This is a genomic window from Pseudomonas sp. D4-21 (assembly GCF_051132125.1).
Taxonomy (GTDB): Bacteria; Pseudomonadota; Gammaproteobacteria; order Pseudomonadales; family Pseudomonadaceae; genus Aquipseudomonas.
In genome coordinates, this window is sequence record NZ_CP071664.1 from 2,309,961 (window position 1) to 2,329,885 (window position 19,925).

The 19,925-nt window shown below is 56.8% G+C and carries 21 protein-coding genes and 4 pseudogenes; 12 read left to right on the plus strand and 13 right to left on the minus strand.

The genetic code is table 11. The annotated features are described in order from the left end of the window. Positions 1-276: 276 nt before the first annotated feature. Entirely contained in the window at positions 277-843 is a 567-nt protein-coding gene (locus tag J3Q04_RS10520; RefSeq protein WP_434606378.1) for a DUF6630 family protein, read from the plus strand. Between the two features lie 141 nt (positions 844-984). Here J3Q04_RS10520 and J3Q04_RS10525 read toward each other — a convergent pair whose 3' ends face one another. Then, on the minus strand, positions 985-1,749 hold the full coding sequence (locus J3Q04_RS10525; protein ID WP_434635560.1) for an ATP-dependent nuclease: 765 nt from the start codon (positions 1,747-1,749) through the stop codon (positions 985-987). A gap of 597 nt (positions 1,750-2,346) precedes the next feature. On the opposite strand from J3Q04_RS10525, the gene J3Q04_RS10530 reads away from it, so the two are divergent. Further along, complete coding sequence (locus J3Q04_RS10530) at positions 2,347-2,793, plus strand: Na/Pi symporter (protein ID WP_434606373.1); 447 nt, start codon at positions 2,347-2,349, stop codon at positions 2,791-2,793. A gap of 254 nt (positions 2,794-3,047) precedes the next feature. Here the strand turns inward: J3Q04_RS10530 and J3Q04_RS10535 are convergent, their stop codons facing one another. Then, positions 3,048-3,317, minus strand: coding sequence for a DUF6555 family protein (locus tag J3Q04_RS10535; protein WP_434606370.1), 270 nt, complete (start codon positions 3,315-3,317; stop codon positions 3,048-3,050). A 383-nt stretch (positions 3,318-3,700) separates the two neighbouring features. Continuing rightward, positions 3,701-4,384: an SOS response-associated peptidase family protein gene (locus J3Q04_RS10540; RefSeq protein ID WP_434606367.1), complete on the minus strand. Its 684-nt coding sequence runs from the start codon at positions 4,382-4,384 to the stop codon at positions 3,701-3,703. A 293-nt stretch (positions 4,385-4,677) separates the two neighbouring features. Here J3Q04_RS10540 and J3Q04_RS10545 point away from each other — a divergent pair. Continuing rightward, positions 4,678-5,377, plus strand: a pseudogene (locus J3Q04_RS10545) (hypothetical protein); the annotation flags it as partial. Positions 5,378-5,728: 351 nt separating this feature from the next. On the opposite strand, the gene J3Q04_RS10550 reads toward J3Q04_RS10545, so the two are convergent. The 3 genes from J3Q04_RS10550 to J3Q04_RS10560 form a co-directional block, all read right to left on the minus strand. Continuing rightward, positions 5,729-5,956, minus strand: a complete 228-nt coding sequence (locus J3Q04_RS10550; RefSeq protein WP_434635563.1) for a ferredoxin — start codon at positions 5,954-5,956, stop codon at positions 5,729-5,731. Positions 5,957-6,050: 94 nt separating this feature from the next. Continuing rightward, positions 6,051-7,457, minus strand: coding sequence for a heavy metal sensor histidine kinase (locus tag J3Q04_RS10555; RefSeq protein ID WP_434611613.1), 1,407 nt, complete (start codon positions 7,455-7,457; stop codon positions 6,051-6,053). After that, the gene (locus J3Q04_RS10560) at positions 7,457-8,134 is read right to left on the minus strand and encodes a heavy metal response regulator transcription factor (RefSeq protein ID WP_434606364.1); all 678 of its coding nucleotides are present in this window, start codon (positions 8,132-8,134) and stop codon (positions 7,457-7,459) included. Before J3Q04_RS10560 ends, J3Q04_RS10555 begins: the two co-directional genes overlap by 1 nt. Before the next feature lie 165 nt (positions 8,135-8,299). Between J3Q04_RS10560 and J3Q04_RS10565 the strand changes: the two genes are divergently transcribed. The 6 genes and pseudogenes from J3Q04_RS10565 (at position 8,300) to J3Q04_RS10590 (ending at position 13,146) form a co-directional block, all read left to right on the plus strand. Next, a complete protein-coding gene (locus tag J3Q04_RS10565) occupies positions 8,300-8,506 on the plus strand; it encodes a co-regulatory protein PtrA N-terminal domain-containing protein (protein WP_434559401.1) in 207 nt (68 codons plus the stop codon). Between the two features lie 181 nt (positions 8,507-8,687). After that, positions 8,688-10,481, plus strand: coding sequence for a copper resistance system multicopper oxidase (locus tag J3Q04_RS10570; RefSeq protein WP_434606360.1), 1,794 nt, complete (start codon positions 8,688-8,690; stop codon positions 10,479-10,481). A 14-nt stretch (positions 10,482-10,495) separates the two neighbouring features. Beyond that, positions 10,496-10,819: a hypothetical protein gene (locus J3Q04_RS10575; RefSeq protein ID WP_434606357.1), complete on the plus strand. Its 324-nt coding sequence runs from the start codon at positions 10,496-10,498 to the stop codon at positions 10,817-10,819. After that, positions 10,809-11,909, plus strand: coding sequence for a copper resistance protein B (locus tag J3Q04_RS10580; protein WP_434606356.1), 1,101 nt, complete (start codon positions 10,809-10,811; stop codon positions 11,907-11,909). The genes J3Q04_RS10575 and J3Q04_RS10580 overlap by 11 nt, the downstream gene beginning before the upstream one ends. A gap of 10 nt (positions 11,910-11,919) precedes the next feature. Continuing rightward, entirely contained in the window at positions 11,920-12,702 is a 783-nt protein-coding gene (locus J3Q04_RS10585) for a c-type cytochrome (RefSeq protein WP_434606354.1), read from the plus strand. Beyond that, positions 12,662-13,146, plus strand: a pseudogene (locus J3Q04_RS10590) (DUF411 domain-containing protein). The gene J3Q04_RS10585 and the pseudogene J3Q04_RS10590 overlap by 41 nt, the downstream one beginning before the upstream one ends. 105 nt (positions 13,147-13,251) lie before the next feature. Here the strand turns inward: J3Q04_RS10590 and J3Q04_RS10595 are convergent. Further along, positions 13,252-13,440: an AbrB/MazE/SpoVT family DNA-binding domain-containing protein gene (locus tag J3Q04_RS10595; protein WP_434606351.1), complete on the minus strand. Its 189-nt coding sequence runs from the start codon at positions 13,438-13,440 to the stop codon at positions 13,252-13,254. A gap of 137 nt (positions 13,441-13,577) precedes the next feature. Then, positions 13,578-13,844: a DUF2790 domain-containing protein gene (locus J3Q04_RS10600; protein WP_434611610.1), complete on the minus strand. Its 267-nt coding sequence runs from the start codon at positions 13,842-13,844 to the stop codon at positions 13,578-13,580. Positions 13,845-14,083: 239 nt separating this feature from the next. Between J3Q04_RS10600 and J3Q04_RS10605 the strand changes: the two genes are divergently transcribed. After that, a complete protein-coding gene (locus J3Q04_RS10605) occupies positions 14,084-14,503 on the plus strand; it encodes a UDP binding domain-containing protein (RefSeq protein ID WP_434606348.1) in 420 nt (139 codons plus the stop codon). On the opposite strand, the gene J3Q04_RS10610 is transcribed toward J3Q04_RS10605, so the two are convergent. The 3 genes and pseudogenes from J3Q04_RS10610 to J3Q04_RS10620 all read right to left on the minus strand — a co-directional run. Beyond that, positions 14,485-14,694, minus strand: coding sequence for a helix-turn-helix domain-containing protein (locus J3Q04_RS10610; protein WP_434627591.1), 210 nt, complete (start codon positions 14,692-14,694; stop codon positions 14,485-14,487). The genes J3Q04_RS10605 and J3Q04_RS10610 overlap by 19 nt on opposite strands. A gap of 39 nt (positions 14,695-14,733) precedes the next feature. Further along, positions 14,734-15,285 (minus strand): autoinducer binding domain-containing protein, encoded by a 552-nt coding sequence (locus J3Q04_RS10615; RefSeq protein WP_434606346.1) that lies wholly within the window; start codon positions 15,283-15,285, stop codon positions 14,734-14,736. Between the two features lie 78 nt (positions 15,286-15,363). Next, positions 15,364-15,474 (minus strand): annotated as a pseudogene (locus J3Q04_RS10620) (glutamine amidotransferase-related protein); the annotation flags it as partial. Here J3Q04_RS10620 and J3Q04_RS10625 point away from each other — a divergent pair. Continuing rightward, positions 15,469-16,146: pseudogene (locus J3Q04_RS10625) on the plus strand (ParA family protein); the annotation flags it as partial. The pseudogenes J3Q04_RS10620 and J3Q04_RS10625 sit on opposite strands and share 6 nt — an antisense overlap. A gap of 468 nt (positions 16,147-16,614) precedes the next feature. Here J3Q04_RS10625 and J3Q04_RS10630 read toward each other — a convergent pair. After that, positions 16,615-17,511, minus strand: coding sequence for a LysR family transcriptional regulator (locus J3Q04_RS10630; RefSeq protein ID WP_434606344.1), 897 nt, complete (start codon positions 17,509-17,511; stop codon positions 16,615-16,617). Between the two features lie 230 nt (positions 17,512-17,741). Here J3Q04_RS10630 and J3Q04_RS10635 point away from each other — a divergent pair, with 230 nt between their 5' ends. Next, entirely contained in the window at positions 17,742-18,368 is a 627-nt protein-coding gene (locus tag J3Q04_RS10635; RefSeq protein WP_434606342.1) for a hydrolase, read from the plus strand. A 232-nt stretch (positions 18,369-18,600) separates the two neighbouring features. Here J3Q04_RS10635 and J3Q04_RS10640 read toward each other — a convergent pair whose 3' ends face one another. Next, positions 18,601-19,713, minus strand: a complete 1,113-nt coding sequence (locus J3Q04_RS10640; RefSeq protein ID WP_434606340.1) for an endonuclease/exonuclease/phosphatase family protein — start codon at positions 19,711-19,713, stop codon at positions 18,601-18,603. Positions 19,714-19,925 lie beyond the last annotated feature (212 nt).

Here is a 19,925-nt window from a genome sequence, read left to right on the forward strand (position 1 = left end):
GGCCTGTTCAGTCATGACCTGCTTAAGCCAGTTTCTGAACGGATCGGTGGATTGCTAGGCGTCCATACTCGTGGTTACTGAACCAGATACGATGCGGGTGTTGGAAGGGTGAGTCCCAGTGTACGGTCCACATACTCGCGTAATCACCTGAGGGTGAAAGATAATCCTCGTGCTCTTGATTCTGCTCCCGCAAGAGCGCGCCGTAGTGATCGCTGTCAGCACAATGCCGCTGCGCCCTGAGAATACCATTCGAGTTCATTCAGGAGGAGATAGACGTTGGGGATTCTGAATCGTCTTTTTGGTGGCCGCTTTCATCAACCGCCGCCCTCTGAACCGCCGTTGAGCGATGCCGCGATCATGCGCGAGTTGCATCCCTTTCGCGCCGAACTCAAGGCATTCACCCAGCGCCTTCTGGTACGTATGCCTGAAAAGGAACGGGCACGTCTTGTCAGGCGTGTGATGCGCTGTTATGGACAGGGCGAAGAGCCATCCGTTGCGTTGACCGACGGCGTGCTCGATAGGGAAAAGGGGCAGTCCCTTGAGCATCTAGCCCTGCTGGCCGTCGACTGGAAGGGACGCGATGGGTTTGAATACCTCGCACCGCATTTGGTCACGGCCAGCGGGATTCGAGAGCCTTTTGCCTACCGGACAGACCATACACTGACCCTCGAACAGGTACTTGAAAATTTCGATCTCTGGCTTACGGGCCATGGCAAACGCTATTTGCACATAAACACAGGAGGCGACGAACACGTGGGCTGTATCGTTGACGGCGATGAGGTCGACGACATGATCGGAATGGCACGAAAGGCCGGGATCGAAGCAGCGCTTAAGGCTTTTTGATGTCCACACAGAGAGCAGCAGGTGCTTATGTTGGATAGCTTGATCCGCGCTGCTTCGCTTCTTGGCAAGCAAATGCGAGCGTCGGCTTTCGGCCCGAAAGCGAACATCAGACGCGCATTAACCATCGCGAAATTCACGCGACTAGTTCAGTAGATTCTCCAGCAGTTCCTTCAGTTCGAAACGGTCGTCACTGTTTTCTCGATACGTGGAGCTATGAAGTATCTGCTCTGCCGTCATCATCGGCCAGAGTTTGTCGATCACATCGTCCGGTTTGATGCCCAACGCTTTGCCAATGATTTTTTTGGCATCGCAGGTATCGGTGAACTCCACCCTTATGCCGGTTAGAGCATTTATCATGTCAGGACAGAGGTAGTTCTCGACCTCCCGTTTACGCGTCGAGTAGAAAGCCCGACCCCGTCCTTCGACCTCCTGTTTGCGCTTTAAGATCGCGGCGACTTGCTCCGGAGTTCCGCCAATGTCGGAGTCCAGAAACACGCACCAAGGTAGCCCGAGATCGTCGGCGAGGTTGAGGGTGACCCAGTGCTTTACGCTGCCACAGCCACCAGTCAGGATAGGGACAATACCAGCTCTCTCCAGACTGGATGACAGGTGGCCACCAGCCCTTAGGGTATTCGAAGTATGGCGGAGGAAGGTGACATCGGATTTGCCTTCTACTAGTACGACACCTTTTGCCCGCTCCATCCCAGTCTCGGGTAGTACGCCCAGACTCTCAGCAGCTTCCTTGAGTACTTCTTGGTTGGGCATTTTGACGATGGGCACGCCGTTCTCATCCTTGGAAACATAACGAATACCTTCAATGGGCATTAGACCCGCTAGCGCAGGAACGTGGGTGGTGACGATAATCTGCCGATTGGTCTGGTTGGAGAGGTCCAGCAGGGCTTTCATCAACATCATCTGATAGTTTGGGTGCTGTGAGGTCCCCACTCAAACATCAACCGTATGCGAAACCGTTCAGCCATGTGCACTCCTGACATCCAGCGAAAAGAATCAGACCCTGGGTCATTATGGCTTTTTCGGCTCTTCGTTTGGGCTGAAGGCAGCTTCGGGTCGAAATCTACCGGTCGCGAGTGACTGCTTTCGACCCGAAGCTGCCATTGCGTCTGCTACTCGCCGAGACCAGAACGGCTTGGGCTTGAATTCGTTCGAACCTTTCGTGGATGGTTCAGTGGCAGGATTTGCGCGATGGCAAACCCCACTTCGAAACAGGTGAAGCCAAGGATCAGAAAACTGGCTCCGTGGGCTACCGCGAATAGTTGCCAGACAGCGAACAGCATCCTCGCCACAGCGTCATATAATCCAACGCTACGGCTTGGCTGTAGTAACCGCCGGAGCGCCACGGCTGTTGGGATGCTAAAACGGGTTGACGACACGACGTCAAGTTAGACTTAGGGCGGGCAAATCCTCCCGCTTTTCTCCTCATGAAAAGATCTGACAAGTACGTCACCCTTTCCGGTTTAGAGACCGACTATCGCCCAAGTTTGAATGCTTATCGGTATTGTCATGGGGCCGGGGGCAGCAGGTGTTCTGGACTGGCAGACCGCCGTGGCTTTTTCCCTCGGTGCCGATCTGGGCACCACGGTGACTTCCTGGCTTGCGTCGCTGAATCTGTCCAAGAATGCCAAGCGTGCGGCCTACGCTCACATCGTCTTTAACTTCATCGGCGTTGCGGTGATGTTCCCGCTGTTCTTCCTGTCAATGGACTTGCTGCAACGGGCCATGGACCTGTTTGGCATGCAAGTGGCCAAATCGGTGATGGTTGACGGCAAAGAGAGCTTCCCGATGGTTCCGGTGGCCGTAGGTCTGTACTCGATTGGTTTCAATATATTCAACACGGCGCTGATGCTTCCGTTTATTGGTGTCTTTGACCGGGTACTGTCCCGAATACGATCGGTAGGGGAAGTGCTTCTGCCCGCATCGAGACGATGCTGACAATTAAACAGTGTTTTGTATGCACCGCTAAGTCAGAGACCCTTAGCTCTGAATGATGTAATACGAGACTCGGATCATCATGGCAGATCATCGTCATGAGGCCGCTCAGCATCGACCATTTATGCGGCCGCAAACCTTCGGTATCCCCCTTCCGTTGCGTCGACAAAGGAGTCAGAAGGTCCTTCAGATACCAGACGCTTTATGGTGGAGGGCGGTCGCGAATCAGCTTAAGGACCACCCTCTTCATGAAGGAGCTAATACCTTGGTGGGACGTAGGCGGCGGGCTTGAAAGGTTCTGCGCCCGACAAGCGCCAGCGAACATTGGGAATGCCTAAACGCTCCGCGAGGGGCTTACTGACACGCCTGACCTTTTCTCGACCGAACTTTGGAATCCGGCCCACGCCCGCATCGCAACTCGCCCAATGCCATGCCTCAGCGTTATTCATGATGTCTAAGCGAATGATGAAAGACTTCGGCACTCCATGTATTTCGTAATCGATGATGTACAGCATGGCTGAGGGCATCGTTATTTCTCCCGGTGAGGAGTTACTGAGTACTTGGAGGGCTTTTAATTCAATCCGTCTGACGAGGCTGGACGTAGGCGCCGAGGTGCATACCTAATCCAGCCTTGGCGATGAACAACAGGCCTACAAACCCGGCAAAGCTATCGATGGTCGGCGCGGTAGCCAACGGAAAATTGAGTCATCGTTGATTCCGTGGCCGGAGCGGCAATGGATTGCTAGGGCTGCCGACGGCGGTGACTTTTTCCTGCGTTCCAGAGTTGTTGCGGTGGCGGTTGCGGTATGTGACGACGGCTCGAACGCGATGCAGTGGACCGTCAAAAATATGTAAACAATTTCGGATAAAAGTCCTTCCTTATAGAGATGTTTACAACACCATATAGCGGTCATCCTCGCCTTCCTAGGGCCCGTCGCTCAGTTGTCAATAAGTGTTCAAGCTGCGGTTCGGCAATCGCAATATGCATGGCGATCTGCTGCGCTTGCCCCCATTGTAAGTCGGGCTGGAGCCATACCAACGCATCTTCGCGGGTAAAGGCCAGCACTCTTTGCTGCTCGCTGACGATCTCGCCGTAGGTCACTAGGGCAAGGCCATCGCAACCATTTGGCGTTTCACTGGCCTGGGCTAGGGCCGCAAGGAATATCGGTGACGATTGGCGGGAGGTCGTATAGCTGAGGTGGCGGGACGGTACAGTCACGTCAGGTTCTGACGCTTCATACCAACCATCGACCGCTATCAAGACTCTGCCATCGCGCTTGACCCGGTCAAAGACCTTGGAGCGCATCACCAGGTGCAAGGGCAGGTGGGTCAGCGGCGGCGTCGTGCCCATCGACCAGACAGGCGACCACCCCCAGCGCACCTTGATGCACTCCAGCCGCCCGCCACGGTTGCGTATGGCGCTGACCTGCATGTTCGGCTTGATCACGCTTTGTCGCTCATGCAGCGCGGGCGCCGCCGCGGCGTGAAGACTGTCGGCGGACAAGCTTGATGAGTTGGCACTGAAGGGCTCGCGCTGGGCAAAGAACGCCAGGGAATCCTTGGAAGAGACAGGCTGAACGAAACATTCACACATCGCGAAAACTCCAGGCAGATATTGACTACAACCCGCCGTTGAAGCCGCAAAAAACCAGTCGTCTTCAGTCGGTTGCGGCGGTGTTATGTAGCTCCGAGCCGGCGCGCCAAAGCTTGGTTCGAAAATCCTTATCGTCACCGGATGAGCGGAAAATCAAGCGGCATTTCATCCACTTATACGACCGCTCATCGTCTGCACGGAGAGCCGCGCAATTTCCCAAGGTCGTTCGTTTTGTCCCCGCTGCTGTTGCATCGACGGCTATCGCGAGGCCTCTGATGAAGGAGAAATGACCCATGACCAAAATCGACAACCTGCTGGATAACAAAGGGACGCCGCTGGACAAGCAGACGTTTACCTGGCGTGACCTGGCCGGCAAACCCATCAGCAAACTGGATGACGATGCGTTCACGCGAGTGCGGGTGATCCTGATGAACGGCGTCGAGTCCGACGCCCTGCGCCTCAAGCATTTCGGTGCGCGTTTCCACAAGGAGCTGCAACTGCCCCTGGCTCAGGTCAGGCGTGCCGAACACCATCAGATGACGGCCATCAACTGGTTGCTGTCGGCGGATCATTCCCCCCTGGAAACCACCGTGGCCTACGAACAGGTCGCCATCGAAGTCACCGCCGCGGTGGCCCAGAACGAGCCGGATCCTTACCAGGCGCAGACATACCGCTTCGGTTTGCTGGAAGATTTCGACCACCTCTACCGTTACGCCGCGATGCTTGATCGCCTGGAAGGCAAGGACGCCAATAACATCCTGCAAGGCTACACGGACATCGTGCCCGGCCGGCCCACCAGCGAGCAGCGCCCCCGGCGATGACCTCCGAGACAACTATCAGAAGGACAGCGCCGCACTGATCACCAAAATCCATGCCGCGCTGATTACCGGCGCGGAATATTAGACCCACGATTACTATATGAACATCGGCACACTGTTCGCCGACCCGGTGGCGCGGGCGTTGTACGCCGAGATTGCCTCGGTGGAGGAACAGCTGCCTGAGGGCATACCGCCTGGGAATAATCAGCCAGCCTTGTCTTGGCGGATTACCCTGCCAATTGACGGGGCCTACATAAGCCGCTTCCAGTGCCGTCAGAACGCAGGACGCTTCCGCCGAAGCTGGCTGGTAGGTGTGAGCCAAGAGGCGTATCCTACGAGTGCTTGCTCCGAGACTTGTTGGCCTACAGCCTTCCCTTGGAGACATCTGATAGCCCGCCGCCGAGGCGGGCTTCTTTGTAACAATATCCATAAGGCAGCGCCGTTGGTTAGCTAGCTGCCCAAGCTAGGCTCCGCCAGAGCGCATGCTCGTCATGAGCGGTCTACCCGTCTCCTGGGCGAAATACGCCTACGCAGCCATTGCTTCGCAGGATGCTGCATAGGCCATCCAGGCCTCTGCGCAATGCTGACAGTGGTCTGCCTTATGCTCACCGCACTCCTCCCCGCAAGCGCGGAAAATCCTGGCGCACAGCGCACAATGGGCTTTGGCGAGTATGCTTTCTCGTGCCATCAAGGTAGCCGCAAGCTTGCACATCTCTGCGCAATCCCTGTCCGCCTTGATGCAGTCGGCCATCATTGATACGTCCTGTTTCTTCCAGGCAGGCTCACGCGCAGTATTCTCAGGCCAGCGCACAAGGCAGGCATTACAAGATGTATTCTTGAATTCAGCATTAAGGGGTTGGGGCTGCACCGACCAACCGCTTGGAGGCTTGGAGGCTGATGAGAAAAGTTGTGACACCCTCCGACGAAGTACACCAGATTCGTCCGCTGTGAGCCTCAATGATGGAGCGTGTTATCGACAGACCCAGGCCAGCATTGCTCGGCCCGCCTTCTCGCCTGGCTGGATCTGCTCGATAGAACCGGTCGAAGATCTTGGCAATGTGCTGGGGATCGATGGTTACCCCGCTGTTACGCACGGAAAGCGTCACGGTTTCAGGTGTTTGCTCGATCTGCACTGATATCTCATTGCCTTCCGGGGTGTAGCGCAACGCGTTCGATAAAAGGTTGGAAAGCGCTCGGTCAATCATCAGGCGATCGCCAGGAACCTTGCCACGACCTTTGAGGGTCAGCTGAATGCCACGGTCCTCAGCCAGGAACTGGTAGTACTCGAACAGCTTGGATACGAGCTCGGAGAGCTCCACATCAATCTGCTCAGGCACGATCAGACCGTTATCCGCCTTGGCGAGGAAAAGCATGTCGTCGATCATGCGCGACATGCGCTTGAGGTCTTCAAGGTTCGAATAGAGGTTTTCCTCATAGGCATCCAGGCCACGCTTTTTGGCGAGCACCACTTCGGTATGGGTCAGTAGGTTGCTGACCGGCGTTCTCAACTCGTGAGCGATATCGGCAGAGAAGTTGGACAACCGAACGAATGCATCCTCCAATCGTCCCAGCATCCCGTTGAAAGACAGGATGAGCTCCTGAAGCTCTAGCGGTACGGGCTCCAGGGGAATGCGCTCGCGGAGTGATCTTGCCGACATCCCGGTCGCCACTTTGGTGATTTGCCCAACAGGCCGAAGCCCACTCTTGGCCACGACCCAGCCCAAGCCTGCGCTCACAATCGCGCTGATCACCAAGCCGATGCCGAACCACCATTGCAGGGTGACAAAGAAATGGGCGTGAGTGGTGACATTGAGCATCAGCACGGCAGTCACTGGTTCAGGCTCGCCTGTCATGGTCAGCTGGGCGGTAATGCCGCGGAAGTTCTGCGATTCATCCTGCCATTCCCAGACCGCACCCCGATGCGCCTGCTCGAACCCCTGAGGAATTTGGGAGGCTTTGGGGTCTGAAAAAAGGACCGTTCCGTCAGCCTTGGTGATTTTCACCGACAGATCTTGATGTGCGCCGAGCAATGCCCGCAGCTGCTGCTCCTGATCGTCTAGCCCGCCTCGCGCTGCTGAGATGGACAGGATATGACGCGTTGACTCCAGCTTTTCGGAAAGCGCCTGCTCATCTAGCATCCGGAAATGGTGCTGGCTGAGTCCATAGAAAGCCACGCCAGCAACCATCAGGACAGCAGTCACCGCGAACATGAACATCAGGGTCAGTCGCTTGACGAGCGATGATTGCGGTCGCATCACTCGGACACATCCATCATGTAGCCCATGCCTCGGGCGGTATGGATGAGCTTTGGCGCGAAGTCGTCATCAATCTTGGCCCGCAGTCGACGAATCGCGACCTCGATCACGTTGGTGTCACTGTCGAAATTCATGTCCCAGACCTGAGAAGCGATCAGCGACTTGGGGAGCACCTCGCCGCGTCGGCGCATGAGCAGCTCCAACAGGGAAAACTCCTTCGCAGTAAGGTCGATCCGCTTGCCGTTTCGCGTAGCTCGACGCTTGAGCAGGTCTACCTCAAGGTCTGCCATCTTCATGGTGGTTTGAGCAGAACCACAGTTGCCTCTGCGCAGCAACGTGCGAACCCGAGCCAGCAGCTCCGAGAACGCAAAGGGCTTCACCAGGTAATCATCAGCGCCCAGCTCCAAACCTTTCACGCGGTCGTCTACGCCGTCTCGGGCCGTCAAGAAAAGGACCGGCACATCCTGACCCGCTGCACGGATCTTGCGCAGGACCTCCCAGCCGTCGAGCCCCGGCATCATCACGTCGAGGATCAGCAAGTCATACGCTTCGCTCTGTGCCTGTTGCAGGGCGTCAGTGCCTGTCATCACCCGGTCAACGGTGAAGCCAGCTTCTGTCAGGCCTTGCTGGAGGTAGACACCGGTTTTCGGCTCATCTTCGGCTACGAGTAATTTCATCTGCTCTCATCCATGCGGGGTGCATCTCCAGTTTGCAGGAAAAAAGACGCCCCACCAGAAGCTGACGGAAAAGTAATGTCGAGATCAGTTTTCTGACAGCACCGCGAGGCTAACTTGACCCTGTACCTGACGCCATGAGGCGCAGAACCCACTGAGGATCTCCAGATGAACATGGTCAAAGCAATTTTGATGGTCGTTACCTTCGGCATGGCAGGCATCGCCCTGGCAGAGGGCGGCGCGGACCGGGCTTTTGCGCGGATGGAAGCGGCTCGCCAAAGCTCCATGCAGGCCTACCAGGTTGCGCAGGAGAAGAAAGAGCAGGCGCCAGTCGCCGCCCAGCCCAGTAAGCACGCGGGCCACGAAAACTGCTGATCCGAGCTTACAGAAAATGTAATTACCCCGGAATCTGAATCATGGCAGTTTCAGACTACGGCCTCTCATCAGCCTCGCGCAGTGGCGAAAGTCTACGAGACTGGTGAGAGCTCCAATGAACCCAAGGGCTGCGCCATCGGCAGCCTGGATATCAGCGATCTACCTGACTGGACGCAACGGCATGCAAAGCAAAACCACGAGACGATCTTTCGTCAAAGGCCTGGCCGCTACCGGACTTCTGGGTGGGCTCGGCATGTGGCGCGCGCCGGTCTGGGCCGTGACCAGCCCTGGCCAACCGAACGTGCTGAGCGGCACGGACTTCGATCTGTACATCGGTGAGCTGCCCGTCAACATCACGGGTGCAGCTCGTACGGCCATGGCCATCAACGGCTCAGTGCCAGGGCCGATCCTGCGATGGCGCGAAGGCGACACCGTGACGCTGCGCGTACGCAACCGGTTGAAACAGGACACCTCCATTCACTGGCACGGCATCATCTTGCCCGCCAACATGGACGGTGTGCCGGGCTTGAGCTTCCACGGCATCGCTCCCGATGGCATGTACGAATACAAGTTCAAGGTCCACCAGAACGGTACTTACTGGTATCACAGTCACTCAGGCTTCCAAGAACAGTCCGGGGTCTATGGGGCTTTGGTGATCGATGCCATGGATCCGGAGCCGTTTGTATATGACCGTGATTACGTCGTCATGCTCAGCGACTGGACGGATGAAAACCCGGCGCAGGTGCTCTCCAAACTCAAGAAGCAATCCGACTACTACAACTTCCACAAGCGCACAGTTGGCGACTTCGTTGACGATGTGAGCGAGAAAGGCTGGTCGGCCGCTGTAGCGGATCGGAAGATGTGGGCTGAAATGAAGATGAGCCCCACCGACCTCGCTGATGTGAGCGGGTATACCTACACCTACCTCATGAACGGCCAGGCTCCGAACGGCAACTGGACGGGAATCTTCAAGCCCGGCGAGAAAATCCGCCTGCGCTTTATCAACGGCTCGGCCATGACCTATTTCAATGTCCGGATTCCTGGGCTCAAGATGACGGTTGTGGCTGCCGACGGCCAGTACGTCAAACCCGTATCGGTCGATGAGTTTCGGATCGCCGTTGCGGAAACCTACGATGTCATCGTCGAACCTGAAAACGAGCAGGCCTATACGATCTTCGCGCAGTCCATGGACCGTACCGGGTACTCCCGAGGCACCCTGGCAGTTCGTGAAGGCTTGCAAGCGCCCGTGCCGGAGGTAGATCCGCGCCCGATCATCGCTATGAGCGACATGGGCATGGACCACGGCAGCATGGGCGGAATGGATCACGGCAGCATGGCTGGCATGGACCATAGCAAGATGGCTGGGCTAGACCATGGCAGCATGGCCGGCATGGATCACAGCAAGATGGCTGGGATGGGTCATGAGGGCATGGCCGGCATGAGCGGTGCAATGCAGAGCCATCCAGCTTCCGAGACCAACAACCCGTTGGTCGATATGCAGACCATGTCGCCGACCCCGAAGCTGAACGATCCGGGAATCGGCCTGCGCAACAACGGGCGCCGAGTACTGACCTACGCCGATTTGCGGAGCACCTTCATCGATCCCGATGGTCGAGAGCCTGGACGCACAATCGAACTGCACCTTACCGGCCACATGGAGAAGTTCGCGTGGTCGTTCGACGGTATCAAATTCTCCGACGCTGAACCGCTGCGATTGAAATATGGCGAGCGTCTTCGCATCACCTTGGTCAACGACACCATGATGACTCACCCCATCCATCTCCACGGTATGTGGAGTGATCTGGAGGACGAGAACGGCAACTTCATGGTTCGCAAGCACACTATCGACATGCCACCTGGCTCAAAACGAAGCTATCGCGTCACCGCAGGTGCCTTGGGACGTTGGGCCTATCACTGTCACCTACTGTTCCACATGGAAATGGGCATGTTCCGAGAAGTCCGTGTGGACGAATGAACTGGAGATCTGAGATGAGCAAACCAATGAAACGAAGCGCCTTTTTCTTTTCTGCTGCGATGGTAGGCATGCTGGCTGTTTATGCCCCGGCGTCGTGGTCCAGGGACAACCATGATCAGCACTCCCAGAAATCCACCGAGGCAGGCAAAGCCAAAGGCTCGCAGGAAAAGCAGGGCCAGGGGATGAACCATGAAGGCATGGACCATGGTTCCATGGAAGGTATGGATCACGGCTCGATGAAAGGGATGGACCATGGCTCGATGGAAGGCATGGACCACGACAAAATGATGGAATCGCATGGCAGCGACAAAGCTAAGGCAGGGAAAGATGGCCAATAGCTTTGGGCGGCCTTCGCTGCTGGCCCTGACTGTTTTAATCGGCATGCTGGGCGTAACGCCCAGCTTCGCCGCTGAAGAAATGGATCACTCGGGCATGGATCATTCGAAAATGGGGCACGGTTCCATGCAAATGGATGCTGCTCCGTCCGAAGCGATGCCGGCGATGGATCACAGCAAGATGGTGGTTAGCAAACAGCAGAAACAGACTGCCCCTGTTGATCACAGCCAGATGGGGCATGCTCAAAGCCAGAGCAAATCCAGCCCGGTGGACCATAGCAAGATGGACCATGGAAACATGAAGGGCATGGATCACGGTTCGATGAAGGGCATGGACCATTCCCAGATGAACCATGGTTCAGCGACTTCTCCAACCACAACGAGCCGCACGCCGATTCCAGTGCTCACTGATGCCGACCGCGAGGCAGCCTTTCCGCCTTTGGGTGGCCACCAGGTGCACGACAGCGGAATCAATAGCTTCTTCCTGTTGGACCAGCTCGAATACCAGGACTCCGATGAGGGCAGCACCCTGGCCTGGGACGCATCAGGCTGGATAGGCGGCGACATCAATCGACTCTGGGTTCGTTCGGAAGGCGAGCGCACAAATGGGTTAACCGAAGACGCTGAGCTGCAATTGCTGTACGGGCGCGCGGTCAGTCCCTGGTGGGATGTGGTCGCCGGAGTCCGTCAGGATTTCAAACCGGAATCACCCCAGACCTGGGCAGCCTTTGGTATTCAGGGCATGGCCTTGTATGACTTCGAGGCCGAAGCCACGGCGTTCATCGGCGAGAACGGCCAGACTGCTGCGCGTCTTGAGGGAGAATACGACATCCTGCTGACCAATCGCTTAATTTTGCAGCCCACGGCCGAGGCGAACTTCTATGGCAAGAACGATCCTGAGCGCGGTGTTGGCTCGGGTCTGGCCAATACCGAAGTCGGGCTGCGTCTACGGTATGAAATTATCCGCCAGTTTGCCCCGTATATAGGCGTGACCTGGAGCCGCTCCTACGGCAACACCGCTGACTTCATCCGAGACGAGGGTGGAGATGTTAATGAGGCACGCTTCGTTGCCGGTATCCGGATGTGGTTCTGAGAATTCCAACATGAAAAGAACAATTACAACGCTGCTCGTGGCCGGTGCTGTCGGAAGTGCTGCGGTTTTGGGCACGGCGTATTTCGGCTTGGTGAATGTCGGAGCCGATGATCCTCACTTTCCGGCTGTTCATTCGTTTCTCGCCATGGCTCGCGACCGGTCGATAGAGGTTCGAGCGCGAGACATTGAAGTGCCTGACCTCAAGGACGCGGCGTTGATCAAGGCAGGAGCAGGCAACTACAACGCCATGTGCATTGGGTGCCACCTCGCCCCAGGCGTTGAGAAGACTGAACTAAGCCAAGCGCTATACCCGTCGCCACCTGACCTCACCAAGGTGGGTGTCGGAGGCGATCCGGCCGCCGCATTCTGGACGATCAAACACGGCATCAAAGCCACCGGCATGCCCGCTTGGGGCAAGAGCATGGGTGACGAGTACATCTGGGGAATCGTCGCGTTCCTGGATCAACTGCCCCAAATGAATCCGGAGCAGTACGAGGCTTTGGTGGCCACGAGCGGTGGCCACCAGCACGGCGGCGGTGAAAGCGATATGCATAACCATGAGGGTCAGCACGGCGTAAGCGGTAATGCCGAGCATGGCGATCACGACGAAGCGGCAGACGACGATCATGCCCAGGCATCTCACGACCATGGAGCTGCACCCGCAGGCCCCGCTCAAGCGGCAGATCATCACGGTGACCACAATGCGGCCGAAGCCCATCCGGATGCCCACCCGCAATCGTCGCCAAAGACGCATGTTCACAAAGACGGTAAGGAACACACTCCTGCCAACTAACCGGATACTCGTTCGTCTAGCCGCTATCGCTGGGCTGCTGGTGACCTCGGCGGCCTACGCTGCCGAGCCATTGTCCATCGACGTTCACCGAGACGCGAACTGCGGTTGCTGCAAGAAATGGATCGCGCACCTGGAAGCCAATGTTTCAAAGTGACCGACCATGTTGAGACGGACATGAGCGCAGTGAAACAGAAGCTGGGCGTAGCGCCACGGTTAGCGTCCTGCCACACAGCCGTGATTGACGGAAAGTTTGTTGAAGGTCACGTGCCAGCTGAGCAGATTCGAGATCTCAGGGGGCGGAACGATCTGGTCGGGATCGCCGTACCGAGAATGCCAGCTGGATCCCCAGGCATGGAGGTTGATGGCGTAAGCCACGCCTACCAAGTCATTGGTTTAACCAAAAGCGGCGAGGACCAAGTAGTAGCCAACTATCCAGCCAAATAACGCGCCGACCATGAGGACGGCGGTAGGCTGACGCCGTCCTTTGTACCCCCGCTGGAAAGGCTTCATCAGCTCAACATGACGAGACAGAGCGCTTGCAAAGGGCAGCTAATCAGATTCACGGCACTCGCGGACTGGCTTGAGTACGATATCGCCATTGATGAGCTCGATGAAGAGTCTGTCGCCCGTCGTGAGCCCGAGCTCGCGCAGAATATCGTCGGGTAATTCCACAATCACATCGCCGGAGCCATCGCCGGGATCAAGGCACTTTACCGTGGTGCGCGCTGATTCAGTCATTGGGCTCTCCTGCCTAAGCTATCAATCCTCATCGTACTCCACGAGTCATGAAAGCCGGTAACCAGGCGATCAATCGCCGGAATTGACGCTTCAACCCGGCTTTTTACCAGCGTAAGTCCTGCCCGCTCGGTCCGTGCTCAGTTCTGGCCCCGGCAACCGATACCAGCGGTCCGGTACTCAAGGATTTTCAGGTCCCCGCTGGAATCCTCATAGTTCATCTGTGCTGCCATCACGTCACAGCTCGCCTTGGTCGATGTCATGCTGATCACCTTCGCCACGTCGAGCCGCATCCCGTAGACCTCAACGTGCGGTGCGAACTCAAGTAGGCTGCGTGGTTGTGCACGTCGCGGATGAAGCTGATGTCGACGTGAGCCAGCGGGCGCTCGATCCAGTCTCGGTTGTATCCGCGTCCGGTCATTTCTGTCGAGAACAGGGGTCGCAAGCCGTGTGGCGACTGCCAACCGATCAATCCATACGACTCCGAGACGTTGTTTGCTAGCATGTGCCGAATGGTATTGTGGGGTCGCTGCGGTTCCTGAAGAAGTAGCCCAGGTGTCTGGCGAGTGGCGGCCATCCGCAGGTTTAAGATGCTTTTGATTACCATCCCCAGGTGATCCTTGCCGGGCGGCGAATCAATGATGGCATGGGCAAGTGGATCGTCGAGAAAACCATCAAGCTGCTGATCTCCTCCAACCGTGTGGTGAAGGGCTCGACGATCAATGTGATGGGAATCACGTTCAAGGAAAATTGCGCAGATGTGCGCAATTCGAAGGTTCACGACATCATCGTCGAATTGCGAGCCTATGGCGTCAACGTCCATGTGAATGACCCACTGGCCGACCCGGCGACGGTCATGCGTCAGTACGACTGCGCATTGAGCAGTTGGGAACAGCTGCCCGCAGGCGATGCGCTGATCGTGGCTGTGCCGCATGAGGCCTATCGGCGCACCTCATTGCAGCAAATGCGCACCAAGTTATTGCCCGGGGCGTGTGTGATTGATGTCAAGGCTGTCCTGGATCGGGAGTCCTACGAGGCCGAGGGTTATCATTTCTGGCGTCTGTAAACCGGTGGGGCAACTGTCGGCATGACCAGCCCGCAGGCCACTGCAGCACTGACGGCCTGTTGGCGACTCACCGAACCCAGCTTGCGTCGGGCATTGAGCAGGTGGAAGTCGATGGTGCGCTCGGAACAGGTCAGGATGTGGCTAATCTCCCAAGTGGTCTTGCCGACGCTGGCCCAATACAGGCAGTCCAACTCCTTGGGCGTGAGGTCCTGGCAGGGTTGGGCAGGAACCTACAACTGATGGCGCATTCCGGCGAGCAGGTAGGGGATGAGCATGAACAGTTGATAAACGGCAGGGTTGGAAAAGCCCTCCTGTTCGGTGATCTGGGTGTCATCGAAAGCCACACTCAGTGTTCCCCTGAGCAGCTCGTAGCGCAGCGGGATGCTCAGGCCGCTGCGCAGGCCCTGTTGCTCGCGTTGTTGCCAGAAGTGCCGGGAACGTCCACGGGCGCGCCTGCGCTCGCTGTCCCAGAAAAAAGGTAGCAGTTCGCGTCGACAGTGCCTGAGTATCGGGTCGATCTCGATCAACCCGTCACCGCGATAGTGTTCCAGCCAGCGTTTGGGAAAGGTGGTGATGAGGCCGGCGAGAGGGTCGGTATCCCTCGGTGCTGCCGGTCCCAGGCTGATGAGGTAGCTGCCGAAGCCGAGCTGACGCAGCACTTTGTTCAGCAGGCGCTCCCAATCGCAACGGTTAGCATCTTTGGCGAGACTCATGAAGGCGGTCAGCGGTGCGGTACGCCCGGCCTGGTTCCGGCTGCAGACGGGGGAGTTGTGTTCGTCCATAAACGAGTCGCTCTTGTTATAGCGGGAATGAAACAGCTGGAGTACGGAAAAGAAGGGGAGTGCGCCCCTTCTGGCGGATCACTGGTGCACGTAACACTTGATGAAACTGCGAAACAGGTCCAGGCCGTTTTCGGTCAGGATGCTCTCAGGGTGAAACTGCACACCTTCCACTGGCAGGTGGCGATGACGCTCGATCTTGATGCACAGGCCAATACCACTCATTACTTAACTGGCTTGACTGGCGACGATGCGCCGGTCGGCATTGCTGATTTCTTCAAACAAACACTGTCTTCAGGGCTGGCAGCCAAGAATAATCGCGTTCGTATTTTTGAGACTGTCCTGACAATTTGCACATTATCGCTGCCAGCAGCGAGCTAGCGGACCTACAGCAAAAGCTTGAAGCAAAATTCAAAATCAACAAATGTCGTCGACTGCTGGAAGAGCTTGCACAGGATTACGACCGTATCTACATAGATACGCCGCCCGCGATGAATTTCTATACCTTCAGCGCTCTGATTGCGTCCGATGCTGTTCTGATCCCATTGACTGCGACACTTTCGCCCGCCATGCCCTCTATCAGATAATGGCCCAGGTTGAACAGCTCAAAGCTGACCATAATGAGTTACTGGTCTTGAAGGCATTGTCATCAATCAATATTCGAACACAGCTGGGTTTCATCGTACGACGGTCGAGGAGTTGATCGATGTAGGGCTGCCGGTGCTTCCGGTTTACCTGAGTAGCTCGGTCAAGATGAGAGAGTCACATGAGCGGTGCCTGCCCCTGATTAACCTGGCGCCTAACCACAAGCTAACTGCCCAGTTTGTCGAACTGCTCCACAGGTCGGAGGCCGGGCACCACTAGAGTGGCGGGCTTTTTGTTGCGGTGGGATGGTCATGCTGGATTGATTGCTGAGATTGCCAAGCGGCTGCGCTCTGTGAGTTTTCAAGCCTGTCGGGCTAGCGGGATGTCTCCAAAGATGTGTTTGGCGAGGCTTTTTAATCCAGGTTCCCCTCGATAGTCGCTTCTCACCAGTCCCACCACTGCGAATCACTCCCCGGTCTCACCGGCCACCGAGAGTGAGGCAGTACCGTCGGCGCAAAGGACACATTTTGACCGTGCAACCTGGTAGTAAGCATGCCAAGGCGTCCTCTCTTTCGACCAGAATGTCGTTACCGACTCCGCCGCTCATTAAGGTTGTCCATGGCGCGTTGATCGGACTCGTTACGACCCTTTTGCTAATCGACCGATACCGATAGACAGTCGGCTTATGACCAACGTAGCTCAATAGCTTGAAATGACCTGGACGGCCAGTGGTGAGTTTGCTGCGCATCAAATACGAGCAGGCCCCGCAAAGTGCGGAGACTGTCCAAACGATTCGATCAGCAGCTCTGCAAGCATCCGTATCTTCCGTGCCGGATGCTGACCTGGCGGACGGACCACATAGGCGCCCGCCGGTGGCGGTGGGAACCGGGTCATGATCGGCACCAGCGCCCCTGAGGTCACATGCTCGTAGGTCAGGCAGTCCGGAAGGTACGCGACGCCGAGCCCTGCGGACGCGGCAGCCACGATCGCTATGCCGTTGTCCGCCTTGAAGCGCCCCTGGGGACGAACCGTGATGATCTTATCGCCATCCATGAATTGCCACGCTTCGGTGCCCTGCATGAGCGCCTCGTGCGTGGCGAGTTCCTCCGGTGACTCGGGTGCCCCATGCGCTTTTATATAGCTTGGACTGGCGACGAGTTTCGTGTAGATCGGGCCGATACGCCTTGCGATCAGATTGGAGTCCGGAAGGTAACCGACGCGTATCCCACAATCGAAACCCTCGGCAATGAGGTCAACGAAGCGATCGCTGTAGCAGGTCTGGATATGGAGTTCGGGGTGGCGGCGCGCCATTTCCGCGAGCATAGGCGCGAAATGAGTGGGACCAAAGGACAACGGCGCCGCAACGCGCAAGCGGCCGCGAAGGGGGCCCTGCGGCAGGATCGTTTCCTTGGCCACCTCAATCTCGGCGCAGACCCTGGCTGCATAGTCTCGAAGCGTCGCCCCGGCTTCAGTAACGGCAGCCCCGCGAGTGGTCCGTGCAAGCAGTTGGATGCCTAGTTCCGCCTCAAGCCGAGCGAGCCGGCGACTGACGATCGACTTGGACACGCCAAGCCGCAGCGCTGCTGGCGAAACCCCTCCCGCATCGGCCACTTCGACGAATGTTTGCAGCTCTTCGATATCCAAATCGGCGTTCCCCTTTGTGCGACACAGCTAGCCTCGGGATGCTACTACTGCGGCAAAATTCGCAACAGCATAATCCTTGCTCCGGGCAACGTCGCCGCTGGCGTACGTCTCCCGAAAAAACCAATCCACCAACAACATCAGTAGATGCGTCGTCACCGTCGCGCCCGGCCGCCCGGGCATGCACTGCCCCTCCGACACGCGTGCATCACAACTGAGAACAGGGACTACACATGACAAGCGAGACGATCCGCAATCCCCATACCGACCACCTCCTGACACCCGAAAATTCGGCGCTGATCATCATCGATTATCAGCCGATCCAGGTTTCCTCGATCCGCTCGATGCCTCGCGACGAGCTGGTTTTCAACATCACCAGCGTTGCCAAGGCCGCCGTCAACTACAACCTCCCGATCATTCACTCAACGGTCAACGTCGGTACCGGCCGTAACAAGCCGCCAATTCAACAACTGCAGGACGTACTCGGCCATCTGCCGACTTATGACCGTACGTCCATCAATAGCTGGGAGGACACCGAGTTCAAGCAGGCAGTGAAAGCGCTCGGCCGCCGCAAACTCATCATGACCGCGCTCTGGACCGAAGCCTGCCTGACCTTCCCGGTACTGGATGCGATTCAGGAAGGCTACGAAGTCTACGTGCCGGTCGACGCGGTCGGCGGCACCTCGCCCGCCGCGCACGAAATGGCCCTTCGCAGAATCGAGCAGGCAGGCGCGAAACTCATCAGCCGCGTGCAGATGTACTGCGAGCTCCAGCGTGACTGGGCACGCGAGTCGACTGTTCCTGGCTTCATGGGCGTCTTCGAGAACTTCGACGGTTTTAACGCCGAGAAAGCTCTATAGAAGACACAACTCAAGAAGGTGCAAATAGGATGGAGGTGGCGCTTGCAAAAGCGCCACCTCCACTCTGAGCGCGGGCCATGAGCCAATCTAACTGTCAAATCTGGTGTAGGGGACGAATAAAATCAACCGCGATGATCTCGTCTAAATGAGTGTCTGGAGCCGGACAGATCTCCGGTGCAAAGAATAGAAGCTGCGAAGGCGAACAGCTAGTTAGCGGTTAGCTCCAAATCGCTTAAATATCTAGATTCACCCACACAGCAGCATGGTCGGACCCCGCATTTTCTTTCTTGATGATTTCCGGGTAGGTCTCCCAGCGTACCGGTCTTGAACCTGGCCACATTCCCTTGCGGTAAACCCCACCAGCTTTTACCTTCAGAAAAAGCTCCGGCGACAGCAGCAGATAATCAATTTTATTGGCGGCTGTGCACGAGCCGTATGTTCCAGGATAACCGCCGTCATCAAAACGCTTGTGAGTGAATGCGTCCTTCAGCGTCGTATCCGCAAGGAGCGGCTTCAATGCGTCGCTGCCCGGCGTGTCGTTCAAGTCACCCACAACGGCGATATGCTGTTCGCCTTGTTCAATCAGCGAGTTATAGATCTCCTTCACTCGACTGGCTTGGGCAAATCTTCTTTTGGCCGAGTCAGAGAGACTGCCGTAGCCTTTGCTTTTGAAGTGATTGACTAACAATACCAACCGAAGGCCGGATGGCATCGAAAGATGAAATTCTGGGCAATCCCTCGAAAAAATCAGGGGGCCTGCGTCCAGACGATCATCCACATGGCTGCGCATGGTTCCGATTGGAAAGCCTGCGCGCGTGGCCACGCCGACATCAATACCGCGCTCGTCATTGCCATCAATCAGCATCACGTGGCTGAACGCATCACCGCCTAACCCACCAATGATCTCAGTGTTGAAGTCGCGTAGCGCAGGCCTGCTTTCCGCTTCCACCACCGCCAGTACATCGGCTTTCAGATCAATCATGACCCTGGCAGTGTTGCGCATGGCTTCTTCGTCAACAGGCGCCTGAATCAGCTCCAGCGAGCCGACCCAATCGGATCGCCCATTGGCGACAATTGTTATTTCCCTGCTGCGGGATCGTTTGACCAGGCTGCCGCGATTTTGCCGAAGCTGGGTGAAGGGCCCCCGGTCTGAGCGGCTAAGCCCCAGCTCATCCAGCAAACGCACCATGAGTCGCTTATTCGCTGCTGAATAGGCTTGTTGGCCCAGCAAGGCATTGAGTTTTGCGAAGCGCTCCAACGTCGGCTTGCCCTCTGCCCACCCCTCAAGGTTCATTACGGCGGCGCGGTTAAAGAGGTTTTCGACGTTGTACGTGGCAAGTCTCATTGGTAGTCCTCGGGCGTTTGCAGCGCCCTGGCATGTTGGTTGAGACCAGCTTTACATCCAGTGGTGACGTTGAGATGAATGAACCTGACGCTTATCTCCTGGGCCATAGGCATTGATCGCTGACAGCTGAGGATTTGGTAGCGTTTTTCAGCAGTTAAATCCATGTATCAAGCCGAAATATACGAAAATGTTGTCAGCGCCGTTTGTTGCTA

Bases quoted from the DNA above. Each gene is read 5' to 3' on its own strand.
- J3Q04_RS10575 (WP_434606357.1), top strand. From the start codon at position 10,496: ATGAGCAAACCAATGAAACGAAGCGCCTTTTTCTTTTCTGCTGCGATG.
- J3Q04_RS10550 (WP_434635563.1), bottom strand. From the start codon at position 5,956: ATGATGGCCGACTGCATCAAGGCGGACAGGGATTGCGCAGAGATGTGC.
- J3Q04_RS10570 (WP_434606360.1), top strand. From the start codon at position 8,688: ATGCAAAGCAAAACCACGAGACGATCTTTCGTCAAAGGCCTGGCCGCT.
- J3Q04_RS10605 (WP_434606348.1), top strand. From the start codon at position 14,084: ATGGGCAAGTGGATCGTCGAGAAAACCATCAAGCTGCTGATCTCCTCC.
- J3Q04_RS10565 (WP_434559401.1), top strand. From the start codon at position 8,300: ATGAACATGGTCAAAGCAATTTTGATGGTCGTTACCTTCGGCATGGCA.
- J3Q04_RS10585 (WP_434606354.1), top strand. From the start codon at position 11,920: ATGAAAAGAACAATTACAACGCTGCTCGTGGCCGGTGCTGTCGGAAGT.
- J3Q04_RS10595 (WP_434606351.1), bottom strand. From the start codon at position 13,440: ATGACTGAATCAGCGCGCACCACGGTAAAGTGCCTTGATCCCGGCGAT.
- J3Q04_RS10540 (WP_434606367.1), bottom strand. From the start codon at position 4,384: ATGTGTGAATGTTTCGTTCAGCCTGTCTCTTCCAAGGATTCCCTGGCG.
- J3Q04_RS10640 (WP_434606340.1), bottom strand. From the start codon at position 19,713: ATGAGACTTGCCACGTACAACGTCGAAAACCTCTTTAACCGCGCCGCC.
- J3Q04_RS10635 (WP_434606342.1), top strand. From the start codon at position 17,742: ATGACAAGCGAGACGATCCGCAATCCCCATACCGACCACCTCCTGACA.
- J3Q04_RS10535 (WP_434606370.1), bottom strand. From the start codon at position 3,317: ATGCCCTCAGCCATGCTGTACATCATCGATTACGAAATACATGGAGTG.
- J3Q04_RS10530 (WP_434606373.1), top strand. From the start codon at position 2,347: ATGCTTATCGGTATTGTCATGGGGCCGGGGGCAGCAGGTGTTCTGGAC.
- J3Q04_RS10615 (WP_434606346.1), bottom strand. From the start codon at position 15,285: ATGGACGAACACAACTCCCCCGTCTGCAGCCGGAACCAGGCCGGGCGT.
- J3Q04_RS10555 (WP_434611613.1), bottom strand. From the start codon at position 7,457: ATGCGACCGCAATCATCGCTCGTCAAGCGACTGACCCTGATGTTCATG.
- J3Q04_RS10525 (WP_434635560.1), bottom strand. From the start codon at position 1,749: ATGAAAGCCCTGCTGGACCTCTCCAACCAGACCAATCGGCAGATTATC.
- J3Q04_RS10560 (WP_434606364.1), bottom strand. From the start codon at position 8,134: ATGAAATTACTCGTAGCCGAAGATGAGCCGAAAACCGGTGTCTACCTC.
- J3Q04_RS10580 (WP_434606356.1), top strand. From the start codon at position 10,809: ATGGCCAATAGCTTTGGGCGGCCTTCGCTGCTGGCCCTGACTGTTTTA.